Raw genomic sequence first — 17,928 nt, forward strand, 5'->3', positions numbered from 1 at the left:
TCAGTTGACGGGAAATTGCCGCGCGCGGGCGATCAGGCCGGCTTTGCCGCAAGCAGGTTGACGCCGGGGTACGGCAGCGGGGTGACGTCGGTGATCTTCTGCGGATCCCACGCGGTCAGCAGTTCCTGATGCAGAACCGGGTAGTAGACAGCGTTTTCGGCGATCTGGTTCAGGTACGACTGCACGAGGGTGCTGCGCTTGGCGGGGTCCGTCTCGCGAGTTGCCTCGTCCATCGTGGCGTAGATTCTCTGAGCCTGCGGCGTGTCGTCCCACTTGGCGTACGTCTTGGTCCACAGGCCGCCCTTGCTGTACGTGTAGCGAACGAGAAGGTCGACGTCGGATCCGAAAGCCTGCGGGTTCGACGTGCCGGCCGCGATCTGGAACTTCTGGCCACTGTTGAGCTTGCTGACCATCGCACTGGTGTCCTGCGGCTCGAGCGTGGTGTTGAATCCGACTGCGTCCCAGGACTCTTTGATAGTGGGGAGGCAATCGGCGAGCCAACTGACGTTGGTGGAGAGCAACGTGAGGTCGAGTCCGCTGACGCCGGCGGCAGCGAGGAGCGAGCGTGCCTTGTCCGGATCGTACGAGTAGACGGTGGACGCGCGCGAGTAGTCGGGATTGCGCTCGTACAGGTAGCTCGTGGCCGGAGCGGCCTTGCCGCCCAGGGCGATCTCGATCATCTTCGGAGTGTTGAGAGCGTAGAACATAGCCTGGCGAACACGAACGTCGTCGAACGGTGCCTGCGTCGTGTCGAAGAGCAGGTACATCAGGTTCATGCCCGGATTGCCCTCGACGGTACGTCCACCGGACGTCAGCGTCGGGACGTTCGCGACGGGGATGTTGTCGGCGAGCTGAGCGCCGGCATTGTTGCCCGATGCTCGTGCGATACGCGAGGACGTGTCGACGATGGACAGCCAGTTCATGGTCGTGAAGTTGGCCGGACGCGGGCCGTTGTACGCGGGGAAGGCTTCGAATGCCGTGTTGCTCTTGGGAGTATGGCTGGTCACCTTGTACGGACCGGAGCCGACCACGAGCGCGCCGGACTTGGCTTCGTCCCAATGGCCGTCGAAGACATGCTTGGGCATGATCTTGGCAATCGAAAGGCGTTGAGCGGCAGCGCTGAACGGGTAGTTGAAGTTGAGTGTCACGGTCTGGTCGTCGACCTTGGTGACGGACTGCAACCAGGAAGAGAAGAAGGCGCGGATCAGCACGTTCTGCTGGGGATCGAGAATGCGCTCGAAGCTGAAGACAACGTCGTCCGAGGTGACCGGGGTGCCGTCGTGCCAGGTGGCGCCGTCGCGGATCTGCATGGTCCAGCTCGACGCGGTGGCGTCGGTGGGAACAGTCTTCGCCAGCGCGGCATACGTCTCGCCGGTGGCCGGATCGTTCTCGAGCAGGCCTTCGTACACGTGGTTGACCGCGGCCATCAGGAAGCCGGATGCGGTCTGCATCGGATCGAAACTCTGGTCGTTTCCGTAACCGATGGCGGTGGTGAGGTCGCCCGTGGACGAGGAGCCGCCCACGGCCGAGGTCGACGAGGGGCCGCCGCCGCACGCTGCGAGTGTTGCGGTGATACCTGCAGCTGCTCCGAGCAGGCCGGTGTACCGGAACAGGTCCCGGCGGGTGATGGCGGAGCTCAGCGGTCGTTGGTTCTTCAAGGCGGCCTCCAAGGCGGGGAGCGGGACATCTCGGGTGGGATAGGGGATGTCCTATGTTCGACGTCCGATGTTGCGTAACCTACATTGTGGATCAGAACGCGTCTAGAGAGTCGTGAGAACTTGCGGGGAGAAATTTCGTATTTCGGCGAGTTTCATTCACCATTTAGTGCTCTCACCTGCATAGATGAAGACTGTGTTACCGACCTCGAATTGACGGTCGATCTCACTGGCCGTATAACATAGGACATCCCTTATCCAATCTTTGGAGACTTCATGACCCGATACAAAGTCGGCGTGGTCGGTTGCGGATTCTTCGGTAGTTCACTCGCACGCGAGTTTGCTGCCCATCCACGTTTCGAACTCACGATGCTCTGCGACCGAGATATAGAGCGGGCGACGGAAGCTGCGGGAGAATTCGGTGCGACCCCCACCAACGATCACGGTGCGGTGGCGGCTGAAGCGACGATCGACCTTGTTGTAGTCGCGACGCCCAATCACACCCATGCGGAACCGGCACTTGCCGCACTGACACAGGGCAAGGCAGTGTTCGTGGAGAAGCCACTCGCAGTCGAGCTCTCCGAAGCTCGCGGCATGATCGAGTGTGCCGACACCAACGGTTCGACGCTCATGGTCGGACACATCATGCGGATGATGCCGGGTGTGCGAGCCCTGGCCGCGTCGGTCCGGTCCGGAGACATCGGTGACGTCAACGCCATCGAGACATCGAGGTCCCGGTGGATAGACACCGCCGGCGCGGACCCACAGTGGTGGAAGCTCGACAAGAGTCAGACCGGCGGCGAACTCACTCACGAGATTCACGAACTGGATTTGATGTGCTGGCTCGGCGGTGACGTCGACGGCGTGTCGAGCATCGCGACACCGGACGACGGATTCCGGACGACGGTCGTGAAGTTCGCCAACGGCGCGGTCGGCACCCACACGATCTCGACCCGCTCGCACACGTCGTCGTGGGATCTGACGGTCAACGGATCGGACGGCGCGCTTCGGGCGGATTTCCGTACCGGACTTGTGCAGCGCTTCACCGGAGGTCAGGTTGTCGAATCCTGGCCCATCTTCGACGACGCGGACGAGAATCAGTCCTTGATCGACTCGGCAACCAAGACGCAGAAGTACAACTCCGGCGGCGGGGCGTCGTCGGTGTGGATGCAGGCCGCAATCCGCCACGAAATCGACGAGATCGCACGGGTTCTCGATTCCGGCGCCGAATCGCCCCTCACGGCGGACACCGACCGAGCACTGGTCGTGGCGCAGCAGGTGCGTCTCGGACAGGCCGAGCCCGCGGACATTCGAGCTGCGCGATGAGCGTCCGCGTTGCCGTGATCGGCAGCGGCGGAATCGCGCGGGACCACGTACGTTCGCTCGCCGGCCTGCCGACAGTGGAGGTCGCCTACGTAGTCGGTAGTGACTTGAACCGGGCTGCATCGGTGGCTGCCCTCGCACCGGGCGCGCAGGCGAGCACCGACCTGGACCGAGTTCTGGCAGATCCGTCGATCACGGCTGTCAACGTCGTCGGGGCAACTCCGGATCATGCGCCGGTGACGATTGCAGCCGGCCGTGCGGGAAAGCATGTCCACGTGGAGAAGCCGGCCGCGCTGAGCGTCGCCGACTTCGACGCCATGGTTGCAGCGACCGAAGGCAACGGTACGTCGTTGATGGTCGGTCAGACCGTGCGGTTCCAGCCGTCGATCACCTCGATCGGCGCTTCCGTCGCGCAGGGCGCTATCGGTGATCCCCGTTTGATCCATTTGAGTTGGTACACCGGCCACGTCTGGCCGGGCGGCTGGCGCGGGTGGCAACACGACAAGGAACGCTCCGGTGGGCATCCCGTTCACAACGGAACTCACGCACTCGATCTGGTGACCTGGCTGATCGACCGCAAGCCGATTCGCGTGTTCGCTCGCAGCTTTCCGACGTTTGCCGCCGGCATGCCCGTTCATGACAGCTTCCATCTGACCGTCCGCTTCGAGGACGGTTCCTTGGCGCTGATCGAGTTGGCGTACGCGCTGCCACAATCGGGAAAGATGGTGCGTCGCATCGTCGTCTCGGGCACGCAGGGCACTCTCGCGCACGACACGGGCGATGACCCGGGGCTCATGTCCGACATCACCAACGCGCCGCCGTCGTCGATCGAAGACGCCATGACGCATCAGATGCGCCACTGGATCGGCACTCTTGACGGTTCTCAGACGCCGTTGGTCCAGAACTGGCAGGTGCGCGCGGCGCTCGCCACAGCCGTCGCCGCGCAACAATCGCTTGATACCGGGCGCGCCGTTGCAATCGGAGGGCAGCAATGACCAGCACTGGTTCGATCCGTGTCGGATTCATCAGCGGCGTAAGGCATGCCGGGTCCTACGCGGACTTGTTGCGAGCCGACCCCCGCGTGCACCTGGTCGGTGTCGCCGACGAATCATCGGTGCCCGACTGGATCCGCGAAGACGGAATGAAGATGGCTGCCGGCGCCGACATCGCGTGGATCGACGACCTCGGTGAGCTTCTCGACCCCGACCGGATCGATCTGGCAGTGATCTGCAGCGAACCGGCTCGGCATGCGAGGCTCGCTATAGCTGCCTTGAACGCGGGACTTGATGTCCTCGTGGACAAGCCGGTGGGAATCGACGAGACAGAAGCCGCGGCGGTTCAGGAAGCAGCTGAGGCAAACGGGCGCATCTGCACCGTAGTAAACCGCACGCATTCACCCGCCCTGCGGAGACTGCGCCGCTGGATCGACGCGGGAAACCTCGGACTTCCACGCCACGTGGACATCGAGTTCCTCGCCAGCGGAACACATTTTGCGACATCCGTGGAACGGCCGGAGTTGGTTGTCGACCCAGCACTGTCCGGCGGGGGAGAAGTTGTGAACTTCCTTGGATACGCCGCCGACTACCTCCGTTACCTCACCGGACTCGACGTCACCGAGGTGTACGCGGAGACAAGCACGTTGTACGGCGGCGCACACGAGAAGTTCGGTGTGGAAGACACCGCGCTCATTTCACTCGCGCTGGCACACGGCGTCACTGCGACCGTCACAGTCGGAAGAATCCCCGCAGCACCAGGTTTCGGTGCCAATACCGCAACGGTTCGGGTACTCGGATCGCACGGTTACGCCAGTTCGGACGACGACAAACCAGCGCTCATGCAGTTCGGTGCTTCCGGTGATGTCACCGCACTACCCATCGGGGGCTTCGGATCCGACAATGCGGTGTCGAGCTTCCTCGCTCACCTACTCGATCGACTGCCGAACCGGATCAACCCCGATTACTCGGTTGCCGACGCTCGCGCATCGATGCGCGTGATCGACGCCGCATACCGGTCCGCCGCGTGCGGGCAGCCGGTTTCCGTGTGATCAACCTTCAAGTGTTTTGCCCCGCAATTTAATCCGATAATCAACGTACGGAGACCCCATGAGCACGGACACCACGACCTTCAGCGGAATTGTTCCTCCGATCGTCACACCCTTGACCATTGATGGCGACGTCGACACGAAGTCGCTCGAGCGACTCCTGTCGATGCAGATCGAGGCGGGCGTCGACGGCCTGTTCATCCTCGGTTCCTCGGGCGAGGTCGGCTACCTGACCGATGCTCAGCGCGCCCAGGTTGTGCAGACGGCCATCGGACATGTCGGCGGCCAGTTGCCGGTGTTGGTCGGTGTCAACGACATGACGACGAACCGCGTCATCGCCGTTGCCGAGCAGGCACGTGAGGCCGGTGCCGACGCCATCGTCGCTACAGCTCCCTTCTACGCGATCACCAATGCCGAAGAGACGGCCACGCACTTCCGCTCCATCCATGCGGCAGTGGACCTTCCGCTGTTTGCCTACGACGTTCCGGTCCGTGTTCACAGCAAGCTTTCCACCGCAATGCTGGTCGAACTCGGCCGCGAAGGTGTCATTGCCGGTGTCAAGGACTCGAGCGGCGACGACGTCAGCTTCCGCATGCTGCTGCGTCAGTCCGTCGGCCTGGAGAACTTTGCCGTCTTCACCGGCCACGAGGTTGTAGTCGACGGCTGCCTGCTCATGGGTGCATCAGGTGCGGTGCCCGGCCTGGCAAACGTCGATCCCCACGGCTACGTCCGGTTGTGGCGCGCCGCGCAGGCCGGCGACTGGGCTGCCGCCAAGGTCGAGCAGGACCGGCTCACGGATCTCTTCTCCATCGTCGACGCGCCGACGCCGGGCCGCGTCAGTGCAGGTGCTGCCGGATTGGGCGCCTTCAAGACTGCACTGGCTCTGCGCGGTGTCATCTCGAGCAACACGATGTGCGCTCCGATGCTGTCTCTCGACGAGTCCGAGGCCGCAACCATCAAGGTCATTCTCGAACGCGCCGGACTGATCTGACGATGACGCACGGGCAGGAGCGTTGGATCGGTGTCGACATCGGGGGCACCAAAGTAGCTGCAGCCGTGGTTACCTCCTCAGGTGAAGTACTCGAATCCGTACGCGCAGCAACACCGGCGGCGGGCCGAGACGCGGTGCTCGACACTACAGCTGCACTGATCGACCAGTTACGCGTCACACACACCGTTGACGGAATCGGTGTTGGTGCACCGGGAATCGTCGATCGGTCCAGTGGTCGAGTGGTGTTCGCTTCCGACATCCTGCCCGGGTGGATGGGCGCAGAGGTGCGCAGTGAGCTCGAAGCGCGTACGTCGCTGCCGGTGACCGTGGACAACGACGTGCGAGTTATGGCGCACGGGGAGAACATGATCGGTGCCGGCCACGGTCGGAGTTCCGTCTTGTTCGTCTCGATCGGCACCGGCATCGGTGGCGCGCTGTCCATCGGCGGTGAACTCCGTCATGGCGCTCACGGCACGGCAGGTGAACTGGCACATCTGCTCGTTCCCGCGGCCGGTGCCATCGGCTGTGGCTGCGGCCGCACCGATCACCTCGAAGCGGTTGCCTCCGGACCCGCCATGGCTGCCGAGTATGCCGCCAGGGCTGGTGTTCCCGTGCAGCCTTTGCCGAAGGTGGTTGCACTGATGCACTCGGGTGACCCGATTGCCCGCGCAGTGATCACCGATGCGGGTGAACTACTCGGCCGGGTTCTGGCCGGAGTGGCAACGGCCTTCGATCCCGAGGTGATCGTGATCGGCGGCGGCGCCGCCCAGATCGGAGCAGATCTGCTGTCGCCCTTGATGTCGGCATTCCGAGTCGAAGCGATGAAGCCGATCGCCGAGACCGCCATTCTCCCGGCACGGTTGGGCACCGACGCGCCATTGGTGGGCGCCGGACTGCTTGCCGCCGCAACACGAACAGAGGTATCACGATGACACTCGACGAGTTACTGAAGATCATCAGCGGAAAGCTGGTCGTCTCGTGCCAGGCTGGCCATGGGCACGCGCTGCGTGACACGGCAACAATCGAGCGGATGGCCAGGGCTGCCGTCGACGGCGGCGCTGCCGCGATTCGCTGCGGCGGAGTGGGCGGAACACCCGATGTCGCCGCTGTCGCCGCTGCTGTGACGGTGCCGGTGATCGGTCTGACGAAGATCGGATCCTCCGGGGTGTTCATCACTCCGACACGAGAATCCGCGTTGGACGTTGTCGACGCCGGTGCACAAATCGTTGCAGCCGACGCGACATTGCGCCAACGCCCGGACGGATTGACATTCGCGGATACCGTCGAGGCAGTCCATGCGCGAGGCGCTCTGGTGATGGCTGATTGTGGAACGCTCGAAGATGGCATTGCGGCCGCAGAGGCCGGCGCCGACATCATCTCGAGTACCCTTGCCGGTTACACCGAGAACAGTCGACGGCTCAGTGGTCCCGATCTGGAGCTGATCTCGGAACTGAGGAATGCACTTCCCGATGCAGTGCTGATCGCGGAAGGTCGCTACCACAGCCCGGAGCATGCAGCGCAGGCGATTGCGCTTGGTGCGGATTCGGTAGTGGTGGGTACCGCGATCACCGATCCAGCCTTCATTACCGCGACGTTCGCCAAGGCGATTGCGGGCGCGCGGAGCGATGGTCGATGACGGCTGAGCGTCGCAGAGTCGAAGCACTGCTGAAAAATTCGTCCACACCGATCCGGTGGGTGTTCACCGGCGACAGCATCACGCAGGGTTTGGCTCACACAAACGGGCAGCGCAGCTACGTCGAACACTTTGCGGAACGCATCCGTGGCGAGATGTCGTTGTTCAATCACATTGTGATCAACACCGGCGTGAGCGGTAACCGCTCGTCCGACGTCCGTGACGGATTTGCCCATCGCATCGAGATCTTCGAGCCGTCGGTGGTGTTGATCATGCTCGGCACCAACGACGCTCTCGGCGGCGGCGACGACCTCGAACGATTCCGGGAAGACCTGTCCGACATCATCTTCCGCTCACGTGCGCTCGGTGCCGTTCCGATTCTGCAGACGCCGCCACCCATCGACGTCCCGAACGCGCCGACGCGATCCGCGCTGATCGACTACGTCGAGATGACCCGCCAGGTTGCCGCGTCGACGCGCGCGATCTTCATCGATCACTACGAGCAGTGGTTCGCGGATTCACCGGAGGGGCCGCCGCCGTCACTCTTGGCTGATGCGTTCCATCCGAACGAGAACGGGCACTATGTGCTCGCGGACGCGGTACTTCGCGAGTTGGGGATCGCCGACATGGACAGTTCTGTTGCAACACAGGTGATGTCGTGATCCTGCGTGGAAAGCTGATCACCGGAGGCCGCATGCTGGCCGACGGAGTTGTCGAGACGTCCGGTGATCGAGTGGTGTGGGCCGGACCCGCGTCGGAGCGGACGGATCAGCTCCCGGAACCCGCTGATCCGGGCACGACGATCATTCCCGGTCTCGTGGACGTGCACTGCCATGGGGCCGGCGGATTCGGTTTCCCGGAAGCCGATCGTGACGGCTCCACCGCAGCGGCGGATCACCACCGACACAACGGAACAACCTCGGTGATCGGGTCGTTGGTGTCGGCGCCGCCGAATGTCTTGCATGGCCGCATCGAATTGCTGGCGTCGCTTGTGGAGCGCGGCACGCTCGCCGGAATCCATCTGGAAGGACCGTTCCTGTCGGTACTGCGGTGTGGTGCACAGGATCCTGCAAGCATTCTCGACGGCGATCCAGCCCTGCTCGAGTCGCTGTTGGCTGCCGGGCGCGGTCACATCCGTTCGATGACCATCGCACCCGAGACCGCGCATTTTGCCGAACTGTCGACCATGCTGACCGAGAACGGCGTAGTGGTCAGCATCGGTCACACCGACGCGTCCAATCCCACCGCCACCCGCTCGATCGCGCATTCCGCTCAGGCACCGCTCAGTGCCACACACCTTTTCAACGGAATGGCGCCTATGCACCACCGTGAGCCTGGCGCAGTGGCTGCCTGCCTGGCGGCCGCAGCCCGTGGCCAGATGGTGGTCGAGTTGGTCGGGGACGGTGTTCATCTGGCCGACGAAACGGTCTCCACAGTGTTCGATCTAGTCGGCCCACATCAGATTGCTCTGGTCTCCGACGCCATGGCGGCAGCAGGTATGCCGGATGGGCGGTACCCGCTCGGTCCACTCGACGTGGACGTTGTCGACGGAGTGGCCCGACTTGCCGGACAAGGCGACACTGCTATAGCCGGCGGTACCAGCAGACTGATGGATATCGTGCGGCGGACGGTGCTCGATGCCGGCGTTGATCTGCTCTCGGCGGTCACCGCCGCAACTGCAACTCCCGCTGCGCTGTTGGGATTGACCGGGATTGTCGGTGACCTCGTCCCGGGATGCCGCGCCGATCTTGTCGTTACCGACCAAAAACTTTTGCCCCGAGCAGTCATGGCTTCGGGAAACTGGCTTACGAACACCATGGAAAGCTGAGGGGAAGAACTCCGATGGAAATTGTCATCGTCAACGACGCGGATACAGCCGGCACGGTTGTCGCCGATATCTTCGACCACGCAGTACGCTCCGGCGCACGAACTTTGGGCTTGGCAACTGGATCGTCGCCGCTCTCCGTCTACCGCGAACTTGCGAGGCGCCACCGCGAGGAAGGCTTGAGTTTTGCCGGCCTGCAGGCTTTTCTGCTCGACGAGTACGTCGGCCTCCCGGATGGACACCCCGAGTCCTATGCGCAGGTAATCCGGACCGAGCTGGTCAATCACCTTGACCTCGACAGTGCTCGCGTGTTCAGTCCGAACGGAACTACCGGAGACCCGTTCGGCGCCGCCGCGGCCTACGATCGCGCGATCGCCGCCAACGGTCCGGTGGATGTACAACTCCTCGGCATCGGGGCAAACGGCCACATCGGATTCAACGAGCCGACGTCGTCGCTGACCTCACGCACACGGGTGAAAACGTTGACCGAACAGACCCGGATAGACAACGCACGATTCTTCGAGAGCCTCGACGACGTTCCGCGCCACGTCATCACACAGGGTCTCGGAACGATCTGCGACGCAGGACATCTTGTGATGATCGCAACCGGAGAACACAAGGCAGACGCGATCGCCGCCGCGGTCGAAGGACCCCTCGCCGCGGTCTGTCCCGCATCGGTTCTTCAATTGCACCCACACGCAACAGTTGTCGTCGACGAAGCCGCGGCGTCGAAGCTTCAGCTCACCGAGTTCTACAAGACAGTGTCAGCACACAAGCCGCTCGCGCAACACTACTGAGCCGACGCCGCACCTTCACTGTGCTCCGACCGTGACTTTCTCGAGAGTGAGCGCCCGCTCCGGCGTGAGCAACTGGAATTCGGCCTCGCCGCGTTGACGGATCCAGACCGGATCGCTGGTATTCCAGCGCTCCGCGCTCTGGGTTCGGGTGACAACTTTGAAGGTTGCGGTCCGCGGAAATTCGCTGCAGACCCGGATGAGTGTGGGCTTCTGCTTCGGGCCCAGCTCAGGACGTGAATCTATGTATGCGGCAACCGCTTCGGGATCGAAGTTGCTGACATCACCTACCGGGATGACCGACGCCATCACTCGGTCGCCGACATCGCTGTCCGGGACTGCGTAGACGGACACCTGCGCAAAGCCGGGGTAGGCGGTGAGCGCGCGTTCGATGGGGGCGGCGCCGATGTTCTCGCCGTCGACGCGCAGCCACCCGGAACTGCGCCCCGCGAAGTAGACATATCCGTCGGCGTCGGCGTACGCGAGGTCGCCGGTCCAGTACTGACCGTTGCGCATACGTTCGGCGTCGGCTTCGGGGTTCTTGTAGTACCCGGCGAAGGCTCCCGGACCGGTCACGTTGACCATTTCGCCGGTTGCCTCGTCTGCGTTGACGATCCGGCCATCCGCGTCGAATTCTGCAGGTGGGCAGGGAACTCCGGTTTCGGGGTGAAGAATCTTCACGCCTTCGGGGAGCAGTCCGAGAGTGCCGGCACGGGGGATAGGCGCTGCGCCGATCGACACTCCACCCTCGGTGGAACCGAATCCGTCGATGACGCGCGCGCCGAAGCGACGGACAAACGTGGCGACTGCGGGAGCGGCACCCTCGTTGCCGTACATGATCTTCAGAGTGTTGTCGTGATCGTCGGGCTGCTCGGGTGTCGCGGCGATGAAGGAAAGCGGTTTGCCGACGTAGTTGGAGTAGGTGATCCCGTATTTGCGGACGTCAGGGAGAAATCCCGAAGCGGAGAACTTGCGGCGCATGGCAATTGCGCACTTGCGATGCAGTGCGATTGCCCACGCTGCCATGATCGCGTTGGAATGGAACATCGGCATTGCCATGTAGATGACATCGCTCGGCCCGAGTTCGAATCGATCGCCGAGCATGATCGCGGGATCTGCGATCTTGGAGTGCGTGCAACGAACAGCCTTGGGATCGCCGCTGGTCCCCGAGGTGAAGATGAGCATCATCAGGTCGTCGGGAGAGACTGCGCAGGCGTTGTGCGGGGAACGGGCGAAGGGCGCCAACAGTTCCGCCCACTCCGGCGAGTCGACGTTGATTACCCGAACGTCGCCGAGGTCGACCCCGTCGAGAAGGTGCGCCTGACTGTTCTCGGTGAAGATGATCTGGCAGTCGGCCAATGCGACATCTCGAGCCAGCGCCGGCCCCCGCCTTGTTGTGTTGAGTCCGGCCAGCACCGTGCCGGAGAAGGCCGCGGCGCCCAACATCAGTGAGAACTCCGGAATGTTCTCCATCAACAAACCGAAGTGTCGTGGACGCTCGTGGTCGAGCACAGCATCGAGCATCGCGGCGCGGTCGAACGAGGCCTGGATATGCTCGCGCCAGGTGATGACCTGGTCCTCGAATCGGATGCCGTACGAGTCGATCTCACTGACTCCGAGGAGCAGATCTGAAACGGTGGGGCTCTCACTCATAATTGCATCATTACCGATTCGTCGAGGACCAGGTCCGGGTATTCCGCTTGGTGGGACTCCGCTTAATGAGACAAGCTCATGCGGGCTCGTCAGCGAGTTCCTTACCGAGACTGCGCAGCAGATCGGTGGTGTTGCCGAGCAGGAATTCGTGACGCTTGGCAGCGAGGAAGTACCGGTGGATCGGGTGATCCTCGTCCAATCCGACGCCGCCGTGGACGTGGACGGCGGTGTGTGCGACGCGATGGCCGGCGTCGGCTGCCCAGAACTTCGCGGTCTTGACGGACTCGCTGGCAGGGAGAGATTCGCTCAGCTGCCAGGCCGCTGCCCAGAGAGTCAGACGCACTCCCTTGACGTCGATGTACCCGTCGGCCAGTCGTTGAGCCACAGCCTGGAAGCTGCCGATCGGGCGACCGAACTGGACTCGCTCGCGCGCGTATTCCGCGGTCAATTTCAGGGCCTGATCGAGTACACCGTATTGGTATGCGCTGGAACCGAGTCGGGCACGTTCGACGATCCATTCGCTGATCTCGGAGCCCCGAGCCACCGAGCCGAGCACCCGGTCGTCCGGTAGTTGGACCGCATCGAGATCGACCTGGCCTGCGCTGCCGAAGTCGACTATCGACTGCCTTGTGACACTGACACCGACGTCGCCCGGCTGCACCAGGAACACGACAACACCGTCGTCGGTGCTTGCGGGGACCAGGAAGAGGTCGGCTATCGGTGCGCTGTCGACCACGATCTTCGTGCCGGTCAGCTCCCAACCGGTTTCCGTTCGGTTCGCACGCGTGAACGGGAGAGCCGGATTGTCGCCCCATTCTTCGGACAGCGCTGCTGTCAGGATCTTCTCGCCGCGTGCTGCGGGCGCAGCCCAGTCGGCGCGCTGGGTGTCGTCGCCGAATTCCGCGATCGCGGCGGCGGACGACACGATGGACGTCAGATACGGCACCGGCGCAACAGCCCGGCCCAATTCGACAAGAATGCTGCACTGCTCGAGCACACCAAATCCGTCTCCGCCCAGCGATTCCGGCAAGGCTGCGCTGAGAACGCCGGACGATGCGAGCGCCGCCCACAGTGTGCGGTCGGTGCGGTCCTGCGCTGCGTCGAGTTCACGGAGGCGGTCGTTGGTGACCAGTTCGTTGACAATTCCGCGGGTGAGGCCGGCCAGATCGTTCTGGGCCTCGGTGAAGGTGAAATCCATGTCGCGAGGTGTCCTTATCGCTTTGAGGGCGGCAAGCCCAGGGCCGTCATACCGATGATGTCGCGCTGCACTTCGTTTGTGCCGCCGCCGAACGTCAGGATCAACGAGGAACGGTGCATCCGTTCGATTCGTCCACGTAGGACCGCGCCGGGGGAGTTCTGCCGGATGACGGCCGACGTTCCGAGGATTTCCATCAGCAATCGGTAAGCCTCGGTGGCGAATTCGGTGCCGAACACCTTATTGGCCGACGCCGCTTCCGGGCCAGGAGCGTGATCGGTGGTCGACGCGATTTCCCAGTTCATCAGTTTCAGGTACTCGGCCTTGGCATGAACCCGCGCCAGGTTGATCTGCACCCATTCCTGATCGATCATGCGTCGGCCGTCGGGAAGCTTGGTGTTCTGGGCCCACTCGCGGACCTCGCGCTGCGCCGTCAGAATCGGACCGGCCGAGGTAAGCGCAACACGTTCGTGATTGAGCTGATTGGTGATCAGGCCCCAGCCGCCGTGTTCCTCACCGACGATCGACGACGCCGGAACACGCACATCCTGGTAGTAGGTGGCGCTGGTGTCCGGTCCGGCCATGGTGTGCACCGGTGTGTAGGAGAATCCTTCGGCGGTGGTGGGGACGATCAGCATGCTGATTCCCTTGTGCTTCTTGGCATCCGGATCGGTGCGGCAGGCGAGCCAGATGTAGTCCGCGTACTGGATGAGGCTTGTCCACATCTTCTGACCGTTGATGATGTAGTCGTCGCCGTCCTTGACGGCGGATGTGCGCAGCGATGCCAGGTCGGTTCCGGCTCCGGGCTCGGAATACCCGATGGCAAAATGCAGTTCGCCGCGCGAGATCTTCGGCAAGAAGAATGCCTTCTGCTCCTCGGTGCCGAAATGCATGATTGTCGGGGCCACGGAGTTGATGGTCAGGAAGGGCACCGGCGCTCCGGCGATCGCGGCTTCGTCGGTGAAGATCAGCTGGTCCATGGCGGATCGTTCCTGCCCGCCGTACTCCTTGGGCCAGCCGAGCGTGAGCCAGCCGTCCTGGCCCATCTGTGCCACAACTTCGCGGTAGACGTTTCCTTCGCCGTACTCGCCGGTGGTGGCTGCGAGGGCTTCGCGGCGAGCCGGGGTCATCAGTTGAGCAAAGTACGCGCGCAACTCCTCCTGAAGCGCTTGTTGCTCAGGTGTGTAGGTGATGTGCATGGTTGCCTCTCGAAGTAGAGATACAAATCGACTATCTGGCACAGGTTCTATAGGCAGGTTCTCCGGGCGTGGCACGCACGTGGGCGAATCCAGGCACTCGTTTCTGCTACTTTTCCGAATCATTGCACACGAGGTGGAACAGGTTCTAGTGTTATGGCAGGAACGGTGCGGAGCGCAGCCCTGCGATGCCCGTTTCTCCACTAGTCTGTGGCGCCCAAATGTGTGAGTAGAGAAGAGGAATACCCATGGAGGTCAGGGTTGATCTGGACCGTTGTGAGGCCAACGGAGTCTGCGTCGGTATCGCCCCCGATATTTTCGACCTCGACGACAACGAGGAGTTGGTGATCAGTTCGGCGCGTCCACCGGAGGATCGCTGGGAGGATGTTCGTTCCGCGATCGCCCAGTGCCCACGCGCCGCATTGACGGAACATCCGTGAGGGCTATTGCCCAAAACAGGAACACGTTCTAAAGTTGCGAAGTCGTGAGGCCCGACAGGCTCCGCCGAGACGGTCGGGTTCACGATCGCACAGAACTGGGAGAACGCGTCGATGAATGCTGTGAAGAGCGAGGACACCAGTCTCGAAGGCAAGGTCGCCATCGTGACCGGTGCCGGATCGGGACTCGGAAAGTTCGAGGCCATCGCCCTGGCGAAAGCCGGCGCGTCGGTGGTTGTCAACGATCTGGCGCCGAACGAGGCCGTCGAAACAACTCTCGACGAGATTCGTAGCCTGGGCGCCAAGGTCGAATTTGTAGCCGGCAATGTCGGCGAACGTTCCACGGCGGACGCGCTCATGGAGAAGGCGCAAGGCCAGTTCGGCAGTGTCGACATCGTAGTCAACAACGCCGGAGTCGTCCGCGATCGGATGCTGTTCAACATGTCCGACGAAGACTGGGATCTGGTACTCGAAGTCCATCTGCGTGGACATTTTCTGTTGTGCCGCAACGCCGCTGCGTATTGGCGCACCAAGTCGAAGGAAGCCGGCGCGCCGGTATACGGGCGCATCGTCAATACGTCGTCCGAAGCGGGATTGCTGGGGCCGGAAGGTCAGCCGAATTACGGTGCCGCCAAAGCGGGCATCACGGCGCTGACTCTCTCCGCCGCTCGCGGGTTGTCTCGATACGGGGTGCGCGCCAATGCCATCTGCCCACGGGCACGGACGTCGATGACCGAGGGTGTTTTCGGTGACGCGCCGGACGAGGGCATCGATCCGCTCTCACCCGAGCATGTGGCCTCGTTGGTGTCGTATCTGGCATCGCCGGCAGCAGACGCAGTCAACGGTCAGGTCTTTATCGTCTACGGCCCCATGGTCGCGCTGATGGCGGCGCCCGTGGTGGAGCGGCGGTTCGACGCCGACGGGGCGGCCTGGTCGCCCGAGTCGTTGTCCGTCGCGATCGGTGATTACTTTGCCGACCGGGATCCCGCCACGATGTTCTCGGCTTCTGCAGCTCTTCGGGAGTTGGGCTGACGCGGGTTGCTGCCGGCTTGCCCACGACACGAAACTCAAATTCACAGATATCGCCGTTGTCGTCGTGTTTTTTGGTAGAAAGAGCATGGTCACATGTCCGAATGACTGATTTGTCGCGAATACGAGACTGTCGGTCTTCAAAAAAGTGGACTGTGTTCTAATTTCGCGCGTCATGGGCAGGGTGGTAGAACCCGCGAACGGAGCGCGCGTTTTCTGATTGTTGACGGCATCGCCGATGTTGATCATCCGCCAAAAGTATTAACTTGCATGATATTTCGATCATTTGGCCGCAAATGGCGGACAGTATGAGGTGTGTTCGATGCAGGGTTTCCCGGTCGTGAAATTTGGCTATTCCCGGTGATATGCGCCCGTTTTTGACAGGTGAACACGTTCTAGTTAATATGACCTGAGTCACAAGCTGTCGGGGGCTGGACTATGCAAACAGACAGTGTTGCGGCAACAAGAGACGAGGAGGACGGATGGTAGACCTCGTCGAGGTGCCATTACGGGCGGTCGGTGGCTTCTTTCAGATGTCAGCGGAAACCTTGCGGGCAGTCTTTTCTCGTCCCTTCCAGCGTCAGGAATTCATCGATCAGGCCTGGTTCGTAGCCCGGGTCTCGATGGTCCCCACCGTGCTGGTCGCCATCCCGTTCACCGTGCTCGTCAGCTTCACCATCAACATCCTGCTGCGGGAGATCGGCGCTGCCGACCTCAGCGGTGCGGGAGCCGCGCTCGGCACCGTCACACAGGTCGGCCCCATCGTGACAGTCCTCATCGTCGCCGGCGCCGGCGCCACCGCAATCTGCGCGGACCTCTCCGCCCGTACCATCCGCGAAGAAATCGACGCGATGAGAGTGCTCGGCATCAATCCGATCCAGCGGCTTGTTGTGCCTCGGGTGCTTGCGTCCACCGGAGTGGCCCTGCTGCTCAACGGCCTGGTCATTACCATCGGCATCCTCGGCGGTTTTGTGTTCTCGGTATTCATCCAGGACGTCAACCCCGGAGCATTTGTCAACGGCATCACCTTGCTGACCGGATTCGGCGAGCTGATGCTCTCGATGGTCAAGGCTGGACTCTTCGGCATGATCGCCGGACTTGTCGCCTCGTATCTCGGGCTCAACGTCAAGGGCGGCGCCAAGAGCGTCGGCGACGCCGTCAACCAGACCGTCGTGTTCGCCTTCATGGCGCTGTTCGTCGTCAATGTGCTCATCACCACCATCGGTATCAAGTTGACGGCCGGATGAGGCGCACGGCGAGCAGGAGAACTGTGACACACCACGACGGACGGGAGGCGTACTGATGGCATTGGCAGCAGCAGGGCGTTTCCCGCGAACTCGGCGGCAGATTCGATCCGTCTCTCGCGGCGTCGACAGCATCGGTGATCAGGCACTGTTCTTCGCGAAAGCGATCGGGCATGCACCAAAGGCTTTGATGCGCTACCCACGCGAGACACTTCGCTTGATCGCCGAGATCAGCATGGGAACCGGAGCACTGGCCGTCATCGGTGGCACCGTCGTGATCGTCGGCTTCCTGACTCTCTTCACCGGAGCCACCATCGCCGTGCAGGGCTACAGCTCGCTCGGCAACATCGGCGTCGAGGCACTGACGGGATTCTTCGCAGCGTTCATCAACGTTCGTATCGCCGCACCCGTCATCGCGGGAATCGGTTTGGCCGCCACCATCGGTGCCGGCTCCACCGCGCAACTCGGAGCGATGCGTGTGTCGGAGGAGATCGACGCACTGGAGACGATGGCCATCCCATCCATCCCGTATCTGGTCAGCACCCGTGTCATGGCCGGCATGATCGCCATCATCCCGTTGTACTCGCTGGCAGTGATTGCGTCGTTCATGGCCAGCCGTTTTGCGACGGTGTACCTGTACAACCAGTCCGGCGGTGTGTACGACCATTACTTCACAACCTTTCTGATACCCACGGACATATTGTGGTCGTTTGCGCAAGCGATAGTCATGGCCCTAGCGGTCATGTTGATTCACACCTACTACGGCTTCAACGCGACCGGTGGCCCGGTCGGCGTCGGCGTCGCCGTGGGTAATGCGGTGCGCGCCTCACTGATTGCGGTTGTCACCGTCACCCTGCTCATCTCACTCGCCATTTACGGTGGGTCCGGCAACTTCAACTTGTCGGGATAGGG

17 protein-coding genes are annotated in these 17,928 nt (G+C 62.5%); 13 read left to right on the top strand and 4 right to left on the bottom strand.

The genetic code is table 11. The features are described 5' to 3' along the window. Positions 1-32: 32 nt before the first annotated feature. Entirely contained in the window at positions 33-1,658 is a 1,626-nt protein-coding gene (locus KYT97_RS24410) for an ABC transporter substrate-binding protein (protein WP_219110865.1), read from the bottom strand. Positions 1,659-1,931: 273 nt separating this feature from the next. Here KYT97_RS24410 and KYT97_RS24415 point away from each other — a divergent pair, with 273 nt between their 5' ends. The 9 genes from KYT97_RS24415 to nagB are packed head-to-tail and all read left to right on the top strand — an operon-like array spanning position 1,932 to position 10,265. Further along, positions 1,932-2,981 carry a Gfo/Idh/MocA family protein gene (locus KYT97_RS24415; protein WP_092806296.1) on the top strand — a complete coding sequence of 350 codons (1,050 nt, stop codon included), beginning with the start codon at positions 1,932-1,934 and terminating at the stop codon, positions 2,979-2,981. Next, positions 2,978-3,973, top strand: a complete 996-nt coding sequence (locus tag KYT97_RS24420; RefSeq protein ID WP_219110866.1) for a Gfo/Idh/MocA family protein — start codon at positions 2,978-2,980, stop codon at positions 3,971-3,973. Before KYT97_RS24415 ends, KYT97_RS24420 begins: the two co-directional genes overlap by 4 nt. Beyond that, positions 3,970-5,022 carry a Gfo/Idh/MocA family protein gene (locus KYT97_RS24425; protein ID WP_219110867.1) on the top strand — a complete coding sequence of 351 codons (1,053 nt, stop codon included), beginning with the start codon at positions 3,970-3,972 and terminating at the stop codon, positions 5,020-5,022. Before KYT97_RS24420 ends, KYT97_RS24425 begins: the two co-directional genes overlap by 4 nt. Before the next feature lie 58 nt (positions 5,023-5,080). Continuing rightward, positions 5,081-6,010 carry a dihydrodipicolinate synthase family protein gene (locus tag KYT97_RS24430; RefSeq protein WP_033232306.1) on the top strand — a complete coding sequence of 310 codons (930 nt, stop codon included), beginning with the start codon at positions 5,081-5,083 and terminating at the stop codon, positions 6,008-6,010. Between the two features lie 2 nt (positions 6,011-6,012). Then, on the top strand, positions 6,013-6,942 hold the full coding sequence (locus KYT97_RS24435; protein WP_033232304.1) for an ROK family protein: 930 nt from the start codon (positions 6,013-6,015) through the stop codon (positions 6,940-6,942). Further along, positions 6,939-7,646: an N-acetylmannosamine-6-phosphate 2-epimerase gene (locus KYT97_RS24440; protein ID WP_033232303.1), complete on the top strand. Its 708-nt coding sequence runs from the start codon at positions 6,939-6,941 to the stop codon at positions 7,644-7,646. The genes KYT97_RS24435 and KYT97_RS24440 overlap by 4 nt, the downstream gene beginning before the upstream one ends. Then, complete coding sequence (locus KYT97_RS24445) at positions 7,643-8,305, top strand: SGNH/GDSL hydrolase family protein (RefSeq protein ID WP_219110869.1); 663 nt, start codon at positions 7,643-7,645, stop codon at positions 8,303-8,305. The genes KYT97_RS24440 and KYT97_RS24445 overlap by 4 nt, the downstream gene beginning before the upstream one ends. Beyond that, entirely contained in the window at positions 8,302-9,471 is a 1,170-nt protein-coding gene (locus tag KYT97_RS24450; protein ID WP_245005916.1) for an N-acetylglucosamine-6-phosphate deacetylase, read from the top strand. Before KYT97_RS24445 ends, KYT97_RS24450 begins: the two co-directional genes overlap by 4 nt. Positions 9,472-9,485: 14 nt before the next feature. Continuing rightward, positions 9,486-10,265, top strand: a complete 780-nt coding sequence (nagB, locus tag KYT97_RS24455) for a glucosamine-6-phosphate deaminase (protein ID WP_033232300.1) — start codon at positions 9,486-9,488, stop codon at positions 10,263-10,265. 15 nt (positions 10,266-10,280) lie between these two features. Here nagB and KYT97_RS24460 read toward each other — a convergent pair whose 3' ends face one another. The 3 genes from KYT97_RS24460 to KYT97_RS24470 form a co-directional block, all read right to left on the bottom strand. Next, positions 10,281-11,915: a long-chain-fatty-acid--CoA ligase gene (locus tag KYT97_RS24460; RefSeq protein WP_219110871.1), complete on the bottom strand. Its 1,635-nt coding sequence runs from the start codon at positions 11,913-11,915 to the stop codon at positions 10,281-10,283. Between the two features lie 76 nt (positions 11,916-11,991). Then, positions 11,992-13,113: an acyl-CoA dehydrogenase family protein gene (locus tag KYT97_RS24465; protein WP_219110872.1), complete on the bottom strand. Its 1,122-nt coding sequence runs from the start codon at positions 13,111-13,113 to the stop codon at positions 11,992-11,994. A 14-nt stretch (positions 13,114-13,127) separates the two neighbouring features. Continuing rightward, positions 13,128-14,309 carry an acyl-CoA dehydrogenase family protein gene (locus KYT97_RS24470; protein WP_219110874.1) on the bottom strand — a complete coding sequence of 394 codons (1,182 nt, stop codon included), beginning with the start codon at positions 14,307-14,309 and terminating at the stop codon, positions 13,128-13,130. Positions 14,310-14,554: 245 nt separating this feature from the next. On the opposite strand from KYT97_RS24470, the gene KYT97_RS24475 reads away from it, so the two are divergent. The 4 genes from KYT97_RS24475 to KYT97_RS24490 all read left to right on the top strand — a co-directional run bounded on the left by KYT97_RS24475 (position 14,555) and on the right by KYT97_RS24490 (position 17,926). Beyond that, the gene (locus tag KYT97_RS24475; protein WP_033232296.1) at positions 14,555-14,746 is read left to right on the top strand and encodes a ferredoxin; all 192 of its coding nucleotides are present in this window, start codon (positions 14,555-14,557) and stop codon (positions 14,744-14,746) included. Between the two features lie 111 nt (positions 14,747-14,857). Next, positions 14,858-15,775, top strand: a complete 918-nt coding sequence (locus KYT97_RS24480; RefSeq protein WP_033232295.1) for a 3-oxoacyl-ACP reductase — start codon at positions 14,858-14,860, stop codon at positions 15,773-15,775. A 479-nt stretch (positions 15,776-16,254) separates the two neighbouring features. After that, complete coding sequence (locus KYT97_RS24485) at positions 16,255-17,019, top strand: MlaE family ABC transporter permease (protein ID WP_033232294.1); 765 nt, start codon at positions 16,255-16,257, stop codon at positions 17,017-17,019. 55 nt (positions 17,020-17,074) lie between these two features. Next, on the top strand, positions 17,075-17,926 hold the full coding sequence (locus KYT97_RS24490) for an MlaE family ABC transporter permease (RefSeq protein ID WP_033232293.1): 852 nt from the start codon (positions 17,075-17,077) through the stop codon (positions 17,924-17,926). The last annotated feature ends 2 nt before the right edge of the window (positions 17,927-17,928 follow it).

This window comes from Rhodococcus globerulus (assembly GCF_019334125.1).
Lineage (GTDB): Bacteria > Actinomycetota > Actinomycetes > Mycobacteriales > Mycobacteriaceae > Rhodococcus_F > Rhodococcus_F globerula.

Excerpts from the sequence above, each read along its gene's own strand:
- KYT97_RS24415 (WP_092806296.1), top strand. The coding sequence starts at position 1,932 with ATGACCCGATACAAAGTCGGCGTGGTCGGTTGCGGATTCTTCGGTAGT.
- KYT97_RS24420 (WP_219110866.1), top strand. The coding sequence starts at position 2,978 with ATGAGCGTCCGCGTTGCCGTGATCGGCAGCGGCGGAATCGCGCGGGAC.
- KYT97_RS24425 (WP_219110867.1), top strand. The coding sequence starts at position 3,970 with ATGACCAGCACTGGTTCGATCCGTGTCGGATTCATCAGCGGCGTAAGG.
- KYT97_RS24430 (WP_033232306.1), top strand. The coding sequence starts at position 5,081 with ATGAGCACGGACACCACGACCTTCAGCGGAATTGTTCCTCCGATCGTC.
- KYT97_RS24435 (WP_033232304.1), top strand. The coding sequence starts at position 6,013 with ATGACGCACGGGCAGGAGCGTTGGATCGGTGTCGACATCGGGGGCACC.
- KYT97_RS24440 (WP_033232303.1), top strand. The coding sequence starts at position 6,939 with ATGACACTCGACGAGTTACTGAAGATCATCAGCGGAAAGCTGGTCGTC.
- KYT97_RS24445 (WP_219110869.1), top strand. The coding sequence starts at position 7,643 with ATGACGGCTGAGCGTCGCAGAGTCGAAGCACTGCTGAAAAATTCGTCC.
- nagB (WP_033232300.1), top strand. The coding sequence starts at position 9,486 with ATGGAAATTGTCATCGTCAACGACGCGGATACAGCCGGCACGGTTGTC.
- KYT97_RS24460 (WP_219110871.1), bottom strand. The coding sequence starts at position 11,915 with ATGAGTGAGAGCCCCACCGTTTCAGATCTGCTCCTCGGAGTCAGTGAG.
- KYT97_RS24465 (WP_219110872.1), bottom strand. The coding sequence starts at position 13,113 with ATGGATTTCACCTTCACCGAGGCCCAGAACGATCTGGCCGGCCTCACC.
- KYT97_RS24470 (WP_219110874.1), bottom strand. The coding sequence starts at position 14,309 with ATGCACATCACCTACACACCTGAGCAACAAGCGCTTCAGGAGGAGTTG.
- KYT97_RS24475 (WP_033232296.1), top strand. The coding sequence starts at position 14,555 with ATGGAGGTCAGGGTTGATCTGGACCGTTGTGAGGCCAACGGAGTCTGC.
- KYT97_RS24480 (WP_033232295.1), top strand. The coding sequence starts at position 14,858 with ATGAATGCTGTGAAGAGCGAGGACACCAGTCTCGAAGGCAAGGTCGCC.
- KYT97_RS24485 (WP_033232294.1), top strand. The coding sequence starts at position 16,255 with ATGGTAGACCTCGTCGAGGTGCCATTACGGGCGGTCGGTGGCTTCTTT.
- KYT97_RS24490 (WP_033232293.1), top strand. The coding sequence starts at position 17,075 with ATGGCATTGGCAGCAGCAGGGCGTTTCCCGCGAACTCGGCGGCAGATT.